Origin of the sequence: Lysinibacillus sp. ZYM-1 (assembly GCF_001308875.1) — a bacterium.
In the GTDB taxonomy this organism is placed as follows: domain Bacteria; phylum Bacillota; class Bacilli; order Bacillales_A; family Planococcaceae; genus Lysinibacillus.
In genome coordinates this window covers 1-11520 of the sequence record NZ_KQ465165.1, presented here as the reverse complement: position 1 = coordinate 11520, position 11520 = coordinate 1, and the positions used below count along the sequence as shown (strand labels likewise).

Here is an 11520-nt window from a genome sequence, read left to right as displayed (position 1 = left end):
CTTGAAATTAATCTTATGAATAAGTGATAGATAAATACAAAGTGATATTCTACCCGAAAGGGTTGGAAAGTCATTTACACAAAAATATTGACGCTCCCAATCAACATACCACTCCCCATTACTAACGTAAATTTAAATCCAATAGTTAGAGAGTATATATTTAGTAATATATAGATTGTTAAAAATACAAAACCTTGCTTCCTGCTTTTCACAAAAACAGTAGTAAAAATAGCTAATATTAAACTGACGCTAATTAATTGTCCTAAAAAGACCATTGTATACATCAAAATATTAATCCCCATTCGAATCTCACCTCGCAACATGATTTGGAAAAGCGCCCAATTGTTGCATAAGGCGTCCTCATATATTTGATGCTTTACAACATTAGCACAAAAGACTTCCCAAATACGATTTTAATGATTCATCATCTTTGTTTAACTCATGATAACTATGGTAGTTATTATCATTATTCTCGTTTAGACGATAATAGAAAGCTGATAGTATCTTCATTACAGCATTAACCTGGGTTTCTTCGAATTCATTATCCAAAGCATACATAAAAAAAGGGAATTCATTATCATTAACCATAAATTTAAGTAGTTTAATTTTCTTCACCTCTTTTATCATACTAACATAAATTGGATACTATTCTCTTATTGAACTAAACTGTACCGTTAGTTGAATAAAAAAAAGATGGGATTCTATGGAATCCCATCTTGAAGTAAAGCGTCCGATTGTTAAATAAGCAGCCAAAAGCTTGCATGTTATAAGCAATCGTAATTTAATCATTACACTTTGTTCTATTTTCTAGTCAATACAATAACTTCAGAATTGCCGTTCCACTATATTTTCGCTTCCATAATTTCATCATCTCTAATAATTACTGCACAACTTTCATTATTTATGGGAGGTCCAGTGCATTCACTAGTTAGCAGCCTTTGAAAAAGAATCCATCATAAAGAAGAATTACTTCCTTTCTTTTCATCTTTACTTATTACTTTGGCTGTTAGTATGACCTAGCTTGCTAAATAATCTTATAATTAATTGCCCTAAAATATAAATAATTGAAACAAATATAATGGCGGCATCTCTGCCAAAAGGTTTAAACCAACCTCCATCATCAACTATGAAAAAATAGCCAAATATCAAAGAAATAACGGTCATAATAAAATTCAAGCCAAAGAACAAAGGAAATTTAATGTTTCTCGATGATATACTTACAACAATTATGAACACTAGAAATATTGGAAACAAAAAATCAGCTTGTTGCCTAGCAAGATGACATTTAAATTCGTAAAAATGAAATAAGAAAGGAACTGGAAATAAAGACAAAATACTTTTAATAAACCTCTTCAATTTATATATACCCCCATATTATATTGATAAGGAAAAACCGCCTATAAGTGTAATTTTACACTATTGGGCGGTTTTTTCAATATGGTGTAGTTTTATTTTTCTAATTCTTATTCTATTAAACTGTTCCTTTAGTTTAAGTGACAATCTTCAGAAATTAATCAAACTTCTTGTAGAACAGCTTGTTTATATGAAGCAACAAAACAAAGACTTATCTAAACAGATTGAAGTTCTAACTGAACAAGTACGCTATTTAACAAAACTTTTATACGGATCGAAAACCGAGAAATCAAAATACACTGCACCAGACGGGCAAATCGGCGTAAAATATTGCGATGATTTATACCGACTTGAACGTAAGTTTAAGCACATGTCTCCAGGGAAACGTCGAAAACAACATAAAAAGCATTCGAAACCAATCGTTGAAAAGTTTCTGGATTGGGTTGAAAAATCGCTGTTCTACGGAAAAAATGCGCTTGCAAAGGCTGCGGAATACACACTCAATCGAGTGAATGGTCTAAAAGCATTCTTGAATGATGGGCGTATTGAAATCGATAATAATCCAGCTGAAAATGCCATTCGTCCCAACGTCATAGGGAGAAAAAATTGGCTTTTCTCTGTCAGTGAAGCAGGTGCAAAAGCAAACGCCATCTGCTTGAGCATCGCAGAAACGGTCAAAGCAAATGGTGTGGACTTCTATCAATACCTGATGAAGTTAATGACGGATCTACCGAATCTGGATATCCACCGAAACCTAGAAATTTTAAATCAGTACATGCCTTGGTCAAAAAAACATCCAAGCTGCATGCGGAAAATAAAATAGCCGTATATCTGATAAAAAAATCAATGATATACGGCTATTCGTGATGCGTACCGAAAAGGTGCGCCTATTTTTTTATAATTCGGGCTTACACTTTATCAATACCTTTTTATAAAAAAGTGTAATTAAACAACACTATTTCATTGTAGACATGTATTCAAAGAATAGATTAATATCTTGTTTCCACTAATATTAAAAGGCGATTATAACTTGTATATGCCATAATTGTGCGAATTTTGAAGTTCAAACTTACTTCTGCCTATTTTTTGGGAAACAATGTATAAGACCATGAATAAATAAAGTCAGCAATAAATACAATTCCCCAAATTACACCTATTGCAAACGCAGCATCATTTGGATAAGGTGATCCTTTAGCATTTTCATTTCCTAGCCACGAAAAATCACTTAAGTACATCTTTATCTCTGCCAAACTTTCTGTACCAATTACCCACAGAATAGCTTGAACTGTAATGAACAAAACTAAATGAATATAGGATGATACACGATATTTCTTTGCAATATATTTAGGATTATTATTTTTTTCAATAATCTCATAATCTTTATCAGTCAATAATTCAACGCCACGTAACTTTCCAATTTTTTTACGCATCCAACGATCCAATTTGATAAAATCGAGTATACCAAATGTAAAAGCATAAATGATAAAGATGATAATAACGATTTGAAAAGTTGATATTTCTCCTGTTTGACGATAGACATACAGTCCGAGTAATCCCTCAATTATCAACAAAAACAGAAATAAAAAAATAAACATTAGGCTATATCGAGTTTTTTTAAAAAAATAGCGAAATATACCGAATAAGATCAGGGATCCCAATGACAATACCTCTATAGAGATAAACAATTCCCAATTGTAATCAAGGATAATATCCAAAAAATTTTCACTCCCCTTCAAAAGATTGAATAACGGCAAAGGTTTTTAAAAGAGAAAACCTTTACCTAGAATTATGGTCTATTTCGATTTTCAACTTGATTTATCCAGTTTAAATCTGCTTCTAAATGCAAGAGGGTACCAGTGATTAATAAATACCTATTCTCGTCACCTTGAAGAAGAAATTCCGTTTTAAATTTAGTCAATTCCATGACATCTTTCATTATCATCGCTTTTTGTTGATCAAGCATTTTCTTTTCTTGTTCGAAATCAATCTTACGAGCACAGCTCCATTTAAAATGAAAGTCTTCTTTAGTAGAATGATAGGGTACAGGTTCCAGTAACCAATTTTCCAACTCTTTTTTACCTTCCGTAGTGATTTCATAAAGTTTTCTTTCTTGGTCATCCATTCCTACAGATAAGACAAGTTGATCACGTATTAGACGGTCTAGAGTCGTATAAATTTGACCAGGATTAATTTTTCCTTTAACTCCCAGATGGGATTCTAGCTCTAGTTTTAATTCATACCCATGATTTTTTTGTAGAAATAGCAGAGTTAATATTCCGTGCTTAACCGACATAATTGCTTAACCTTCTTTGAGTGATGATATAATATTTATTTTACTAGCTGTAGTACTGGAAATCCAAGAAGCAAGGAGACTTAGAGAAACACCAGCAATCAGTGCCAGAATAATATTCCCTAAAGGTAATTGAAAAGATATAACCCCTCCCAATAGTTCGGATTGGCTAGTTGTATAAAGTAAAACTACACCCGAAATTATACCACCAATAACCCCCGACAATCCTATAAGTAAACCTTCTCCAATGATCATCTTTTTAACTTGCTGTTTCGTAAAACCAAGCGCTCGCATTGTCCCTATCTCGGTGGTGCGTTCCAACGTATTCATTAATAAAGTGTTTGCTGTACCGATACTAGCTAGTCCAATGATTAAAACTAACATGATTAAAATCAACTCATTCATACCGGTTAATGCTGAAGTAGTTGATTTAATTTCATCTTCTACTGTTTCTACTTTTGAGAGATGAGTGCTGAAATCCAACCATAACTCATTACGTAATTGTTCACCAGTATATCCGTCATTTAAAGTTAATAATATGTCGAAATGATTCGCCCAACCAAATTTATTATTTAAATGATTCTCATCCATAAATGCAACATAGCCTGAGTAATTCGATGTTTTCACTACATCAAGGACTTCAAGTTGTTGTTTACCTGAGGGTGTATTAATGTAAATATATTCTCCTATATTTCCACCCCATTCATCAAAAGCTCTTTCGCCGAGGATAACAGAAGGTTCCTTTGCCAGTTCATAATATAAATTGTCTTTATTAGAACTTTCAAATAAGGTGGGGCCTTTTTCATCTACAGCAAAAATAGAAAACTGTCTCTTCTCCCCATCAGTGGTTACCCATGTAATTGGCGTAGCTTCCGTTAAAGGATCAACATTTACAACAGCATCATACGATAGTAACTTTTCTATATCCTGATTAGACCAAGGTGCTTCTGATGAAACTCTCAGGTCTCCTCCATACGTATTCCTGATTTCATTTTCATAACCTTCAGGTGCGGATTCAATAACAGCACTTAGTAATAATATCACTGCAATCCCCACAGCAAGAATAGCAGCAGTATTAGCATTTCGATTTAATTGTTTTGTAAGGGTTTGCGTTGCTAGACTACCAGAGTAGCCGAAGATTAATTTTAAAATAGGTTTAAATATCCTGCTCACACCAAGTAACAATAATGGAAACAACAAAATGATGCTTACTAAAATCGCTAAATAAGAGATGGGATGATTGATAAATACAAAAGCAAGCAAGCCAACACCTAGAACTGCCCTAACTATGTACAAGCTTCTCGATGATTGGGTTTGATTTGCCATTTTTAATGTCAATAACACAGAGGTTTTCCCCGCATTGTAAATAGGAAATAATGAAGATACAACAGGAAATAAAATTCCAACTAATACAGCTATTAATGCAGGTATTTTCCAATTTAATGTGTAAACCATGTCAAATTCAAATACGCTTAGTAAAGTTTGCATGAACATATCCCCAAGCCAAATTCCCATAGGCACCCCAACAGCTGTACCTATTAGCCCCAACAGTAGTACTTCAATAAAAATAAGTCTGGAAACAGAACTTTGTAGATATCCGAAACTTTTCATGATTGCAAATTCCTTTTTTCGCTCCATAACACTTGTATAAATCATATTAAAAACAATGAATCCGCTAATAAACATAGATAACCCAGCAATTAAGTAAAAGAACGTATATAGTCCCCCTATATCGTTACTTTGCCGATCATCCGCGACAACTGGTTGTACATATACATTTGAATTACGAAATTCTTCCTGGAGAGATTGAAAAAGTTTCTCTCCTTCTTCAGTTGTTTGAAATCTTACATAGGAAAGTTTGTCCTCCATACCAGTCCATTCTTGTAGCAATTCAAGTGGAGCCATGATTCGGAAGCTGGTTGATTCAGCACGCTCCCAGTTACTCGGACTTGCAAGCAACTGCGTATATTCAACAATGGCGGAAACCTTAGCTTCTCCCAAATCGGTAAACCTAATTGTATCTCCTACGTTTTTATTTAACAGATTTGCAACAGCTTTTGGTATCACCAAACCTTCATTATCCAAACTCCCTTCGATAACAGGAAGTTTCAGTAAAGAACTGCTTTGATCATTCACGCCTGTAATTCGGACGGATCTTTGATTTAAAGATTGATCACCCTCCAGCTCAAAAAAGGCTTGTTTATCAAGTGCAAGCATGGTTTTCGTCACAATTGGGCTAGTTAAAACTGACGAAACCACATCCTCAGAGTAAGTATGTTCATCGCTTAGAACCCAATAATCCGCATTTGCCACATACATTTCTTCATAATAATCGAAAACATCATTTGTTGTTTTGTCTGCAATAAGCATAGATGTTACAAAAGCTATACCTAAGATTATCCCAAGTAGGGAAATGAAAAACCTTTTTTTATTATGTGTTATATTACGCCATGAAATTCGCCACATATTTAGCATAATCATCATCCTTTCTAGAAATCACTTGATCAATAACACCATCCTTAAAAAGAATAATTCGATCAGCAAACCCAGCTGCGAAAATATCATGCGTTACCATGATGATTGTTTGATTATTCTCTCGATTGAATCTTGATATTAATCCGAGTATTTCTTCGGCTTTACCTCTATCTAAATTTCCTGTTGGTTCATCGGCTAATAGAACAGAAGGGTTATTAACTAACGCCCTGGCTATAGCAACTCGTTGTTGTTGACCGCCACTCAGCAAATTAGCACGTTTCCGACCAAGTCCTTTCAATCCGACAGAATCAAGTAGTTCTATAATAATTTGGTTCTTCTTTTTAGTTAAACTACCATCTGCATGAAGAGGGAAAGCTATATTTTCTTCTACACTTAATGTAGGGAGTAGCTGGTAATTCTGAAAAATAAAACCGATATACTTTCTACGAAATATCGTTCTTTCTTTTTCCGTCATATTACTTAAATTACTTTGATTTATTACTATATCTCCTTCAGTAGGGACATCAAGACCCCCTAAAAGTTGTAGTAATGTGCTCTTTCCAGAACCACTTGGGCCCATTACAGCCACAAATTCGCCTTCTTCAACGTTCAAATCAACACCCTTCAAGACTTGAGTTCTTTCTTGCCCCTGTATAAATTCCTTTTTCAAATTTCTAACTTTAATCATGTTTTAATTCCTCCTATTCTTTCGAAATTATTATATACTAAGTATATAATGTATAAAAGTAAAATCGTTTAAATTCCATTATAAATTATGTATTTTTTATAAAAGGTCCCCTAAGTATAATATATACTTAGTATATATTATATAATGATAATAAAGTCGTCACTTTATCGTAAGCCCGTATTCAAATAACGCATATAAACACGCAGCACCTCCCGGTACTATAAAGGTACTCTGGTAATTCTAGAAATGGTTCCTATACGCGTATGCTACATACTGAGTTTGTTGATCTTCAACTTGCTATCCCTCGAGATCGTAATGGAGAATTTAAACAACAAACCGTAGCGCCCTATCGCCGTTCAAACGATACACTAGAGGCGTTCGTGATTCATATGTTTCAAAAAGGCGTGACAAACGCTGAAATTGCTGATCTCATCGAGCGGATGTATGGTCACCATTACACACCACAAACGATTTCGAACCTCACAAAGGTGATGTCTGAACAAGTTGAGGCGTTTCAAGTTCGTCCCCTTTCTGCACGGTATGCGTGTGTTTATTTAGATGCGACCTATATTGCCGTTGGAATCCGTGAAGATGGCTCAAAAGATGTACTAGGATATACCATTGCACCGACTGAATCAGAGAGCGTATGGAAAAAGGTTCTTCAAGACATTCAAGACCTGGTGCGGAAGAAATCTTATTATTTTGTATCAGGTGGTTTAAAAGGTATCGCAGATGCCATTCTCTCAATTTATCCAGATGCAAAATACCAAACGTGTTGTGTCCACCTACAACGAAATTATTTCTCATAAAGTACGAATTTCTGATCGCCAAAAAATCTGTGACGATTTCAAAAAGGTTTACCGTGCAGATAACTTGGAAAATGCACAGAAAGCGCTTCAAGATTTCATTGAAAAGTGGAAAACACTCTATCCCAAAGTCACAAAACCGTTAGCTGCCAATCCTTATATACTCACGTTCTATAGCTTTCCAAAATCCATTTGGCGTAGTATTTATTCCACCAACTTGATTGAATCATTCAATAAACAAATCAAGAAATATAGCAAGCGTAAGGAGGAATTCCCCAACGAAGAATCGTTAGAACGCTTTCTAGTTTCACAGTTTGAAGAATATAATCAACGGTTCGCCACCAGGTACCATATAGGTTTTGACAAAGCTCGAGCAGAACTTGAAAATCTGTTCAAAATGAAAGAATAAAAGAACGTCTACAAGAAAAGGAAAAACTTATTTACACAAAATTATTGACGGTACCTAATTTTTCAAAAAGGAGAGTTTATGAATAAGATTATTGTTTTTGTATTAACGATATTTATATTATTCTCAGGATTCGCAACACAAAGGAGTTATGCGTTGTCAGATTCGAAATCTGCGGCAATTCAAGCGTTGCTAGATGATGCCCGTCGTATATCAGGTGTGCCGGGAATGTCAATCTCAATACTTGCTGATGATGAAGTGTTCTACTTTTCTTCAGGGTATGCAGACCGTGAAAAGGGGTTGTCTGCAAGTGAAAATACACTCTATGAGTTAGCCTCGGTCAGTAAAGCTTTTACCGGTATGGGTATTATGCTGTTGGAAGAGCAAGGGCTGCTCTCAATGACTGACCCTGTCCAAAAATATTTACCTTGGTTTACGTTAAAGTATCAAGGGAAACCTGTTGATATGCAAAGCCTTACACTAAATAACTTTCTTCACCATACCAGTGGTCTAACAAATATTAGGCATACTCAAAATATTCCTCAAGGCAATACACCGGATATGTTGCAAAAGACTGTGGAAATGCTCGTGGATGCTGAATTGGCGTTCCCTCCCGGTGAACAGTATAACTATGGAACTGTTAATTATGACGTATTGGGTTTGGTTATTGAGATTGTGTCGCGACAAAGCTATGAAGACTTTATGAGGGAACAGTTATTTCAGCCATTAGGTCTTCACCAGACGTATGTTTATAAAGAAGATGCTCAAGCCACTGGACAGTTGGCGCAGGGCTACCGTTCTTCCTTTTTTATGACAACTCCATTTAAAGCTCCGGATTATGCTGGGAATAAACCCGCAGGCTACATCATTTCTAATACAAAAGATATGGCGCGTTGGATGGGCATACAAATGGGTATCGTGCAGGACATACCCGAAATATTTCACATGGTTATCGAAAAATCACATAAGGGTGATATGTCTGTTTCGGCTGTCAACGATATGTATTATGCGGCAGGTTGGTCGGTAAACGCCGACCAAACGATTATAGAACACACTGGGGGCAATCCAAATTTCAGAACCGAAGTAGCCATACTGCTAAATGAACGAACAGCTGTCTGCTTACTGACCAACGGTGCAAATACCAATATAAACCTGGTACTAAAAGTTAAAGATATATTAGACGGCAATCTAACTCAGTCATATGAAATAAGCGGCACACAGCTTTTGGATATCACTTTGTCGTCTATCACAATTATTCTTTGCCTATTGGCCGTTTTGTTATTTCTCTTAGGATTACGCAGAAGGAAAACGAATGAGCGGCAGCCAATGACAAAAAAGAGAATAATCGTAACAATTATTTTCCTGATCGCTACGATTGCCCTGGGTATACTGTGCTGTGCTTTAGATTGGTCATCGATACTTATTTGGCAAACATATAGTGTTCTTACAGCTTTGATTTCGTCAGCATTATTAACAGCAAGCATTACATGGTTTGTATACACTCACCGATAAAATACCTTGCTCCCAAGATAAGCATAATGTTAAGTAATTAAATTTCAATTTATCGGTATGCTTAATTTGAAAAACATAAGACACTTCGGTGTCTTTTTTAATATCATCGACAATTTTCCCAGCCAAACCTAATTACTATTACTTCCACTAACTTGTTCGTTCGGAATAAGGATTTTTAAACAACTATATTATTTTTTAAATGACTTTATTGTAAATTAAACAATTTTATTATTTCTGCACACTCGTAAAAAGGCACGAACATTGATTTAACAACATTCGTGCCTTTTTGGTGTGTTTCCAAACTTCTATTTGGGAACGTTTGTTAGGTTTATTTTGTATACTTTATAAATCTATTTCGACCTACACTCAAAAGAATAACTACTTGTGAAATTATTATGGATTTCTAATATGACTTCTCCACCATTTTCATAACAGCCAGTGATGAGTAAATTTATTTCTTCAGTATTGAAATAACTATAGATATGCGTTATAAAAGACACTCCAAATAAAGTGATAATGAAAGGCCATAAAAAGACTTTTAATTCCTTTTTTTTAAAGATACTCATTTTCATCCCTCCTTATTTAAATAGAGCTACCCTTATTCATCTAATCTGTTTCGTTAGTTGAAGTATAACCTCCCCAAAGCATCGTTTGGGGACTTTCCTTTGCTTACCGTTGTAAATCCGCATAAATCTGACTAGACCCTTTATTCCACCTTTTCATAAAGAAATACGCTTTCCTTATATCAATCTCAAAATTAATTAATTTTTCTTTCACTAAAGCTCTCTTTAAGTGTAGAAGAATAACTATTTAGTTAGAAGGAAGGTATTTTCTCCATTCTTTCCAGGCACCATATAATCATTTAAATCATGTGGATGAACTTTAATACATACTCCAATACGTGTATATAACTGAAAAAGAACTTCATCCATAAGCCGTTCCTTATTAAAAGAATCATGAATATCCCACAACGAAAATAATGAAAAAAGCATACTTAGATTTAGACTATCTGGCGAAGAACAAAAAGAATAAGTAAAATCGTATACTTTCGGACCGATTAATGGTGATGGGTCGATGACTCCTGTTAATTTGTTGTCCAAATATACAAAGTTATGTACACCAGTATCTCCATGTAGATAATACTTCTCTTCTTGATCATGATATAATTTTAATTTATTTACTAAAATCTCTATCCTTTTATGGTCTTCACTTGGTAATAAATCTCCTATATTCCTTCGGGCAAACTCCAAACTACTTTGGTTAAATTCTGACCAAGAATTTCTATGTATTCCATCGTTTCTGCCCCAAGTTGTGTCTTTATCCACTTTTTTGTACTTATTGAATAACTCTTTAATTAAAAGTATCATCCATTCTATTTTAGAACCTCTATTAAAATGGGTCTCTCCAGAAATATAAGAGTAGGCAATAAATTCTTTTTCATCGTCTGTATAAAGAACATCTGGCAACAACCCTACATCTTTATAGGTCATAAGAAAATCCTTAGTTGCAGTGATAATCTCAGGGGTATCTATTTTCATCACATAGGTCGGTATCTCATTATAATTGAGAGTATATAAAACACCATTAGTTGTACCACTTTTTAACCCCATCACTTCCAAACCATCATTTATTATCAAACCTTTACAAATTAGAATATCAATAATTTCATTAATTTTTTCATCTGTTAATCCCCAATATTTTTATTTTTGTCAAACTTTATAAGTTATAAATTAGCATCTTATCCAACTAAATTTTAACATAAATATCCATAAGAGGAGTTATTCAATTAACTGGTCCGAGTGTTGAACATTAGTTAGATAACACTATTCACCTAAACTGCTCATTTAGTAAATAAAATTCAAAAAAGCGTAAATCCTTGTTGGATAAAAGCCACCGTTAGCCATCCATGTAGCGCAAAATCGGCGCTACACCACAGAGAATGAAAATGTGAAAATCGGGTATAGGATACTACGGCTGGGAGAGGAAGGTC

The 11520-nt window shown here is 34.5% G+C and carries 10 protein-coding genes and 1 pseudogene; 3 read left to right on the top strand and 8 right to left on the bottom strand.

Annotated elements, in window-relative coordinates:
• Positions 1-74: 74 nt before the first annotated feature.
• Both AO843_RS23310 and AO843_RS24985 read right to left on the bottom strand, forming a co-directional pair.
• Complete coding sequence (locus tag AO843_RS23310) at positions 75-302, bottom strand: hypothetical protein (protein ID WP_054613440.1); 228 nt, start codon at positions 300-302, stop codon at positions 75-77.
• Positions 303-987: 685 nt separating this feature from the next.
• Complete coding sequence (locus tag AO843_RS24985) at positions 988-1356, bottom strand: hypothetical protein (RefSeq protein ID WP_197278998.1); 369 nt, start codon at positions 1354-1356, stop codon at positions 988-990.
• A 187-nt stretch (positions 1357-1543) separates the two neighbouring features.
• Here AO843_RS24985 and AO843_RS23295 point away from each other — a divergent pair, with 187 nt between their 5' ends.
• Complete coding sequence (locus tag AO843_RS23295) at positions 1544-2176, top strand: IS66 family transposase (RefSeq protein ID WP_231630245.1); 633 nt, start codon at positions 1544-1546, stop codon at positions 2174-2176.
• Positions 2177-2432: 256 nt separating this feature from the next.
• Here AO843_RS23295 and AO843_RS23290 read toward each other — a convergent pair whose 3' ends face one another.
• The 4 genes from AO843_RS23290 to AO843_RS23275 form a co-directional block, all read right to left on the bottom strand.
• Positions 2433-2948 carry a hypothetical protein gene (locus tag AO843_RS23290; RefSeq protein ID WP_343069272.1) on the bottom strand — a complete coding sequence of 172 codons (516 nt, stop codon included), beginning with the start codon at positions 2946-2948 and terminating at the stop codon, positions 2433-2435.
• A gap of 191 nt (positions 2949-3139) precedes the next feature.
• A complete protein-coding gene (locus AO843_RS23285; protein WP_054613437.1) occupies positions 3140-3646 on the bottom strand; it encodes a PadR family transcriptional regulator in 507 nt (168 codons plus the stop codon).
• 6 nt (positions 3647-3652) lie between these two features.
• Positions 3653-6118 carry an ABC transporter permease gene (locus AO843_RS23280; RefSeq protein WP_054613436.1) on the bottom strand — a complete coding sequence of 822 codons (2466 nt, stop codon included), beginning with the start codon at positions 6116-6118 and terminating at the stop codon, positions 3653-3655.
• Positions 6087-6806 (bottom strand): ABC transporter ATP-binding protein, encoded by a 720-nt coding sequence (locus AO843_RS23275; protein ID WP_054613435.1) that lies wholly within the window; start codon positions 6804-6806, stop codon positions 6087-6089. Before AO843_RS23275 ends, AO843_RS23280 begins: the two co-directional genes overlap by 32 nt.
• A 230-nt stretch (positions 6807-7036) precedes the next feature.
• Here AO843_RS23275 and AO843_RS23270 point away from each other — a divergent pair.
• Positions 7037-8021 (top strand): annotated as a pseudogene (locus AO843_RS23270) (IS256 family transposase); the annotation flags it as partial.
• A 78-nt stretch (positions 8022-8099) separates the two neighbouring features.
• A complete protein-coding gene (locus tag AO843_RS23265) occupies positions 8100-9530 on the top strand; it encodes a serine hydrolase domain-containing protein (protein ID WP_054613434.1) in 1431 nt (476 codons plus the stop codon).
• 350 nt (positions 9531-9880) lie between these two features.
• On the opposite strand, the gene AO843_RS23260 is transcribed toward AO843_RS23265, so the two are convergent.
• The gene (locus AO843_RS23260) at positions 9881-10096 is read right to left on the bottom strand and encodes a hypothetical protein (RefSeq protein WP_054613433.1); all 216 of its coding nucleotides are present in this window, start codon (positions 10094-10096) and stop codon (positions 9881-9883) included.
• 240 nt (positions 10097-10336) lie between these two features.
• Entirely contained in the window at positions 10337-11143 is an 807-nt protein-coding gene (locus AO843_RS23255) for a hypothetical protein (protein ID WP_197278997.1), read from the bottom strand.
• Positions 11144-11520 lie beyond the last annotated feature (377 nt).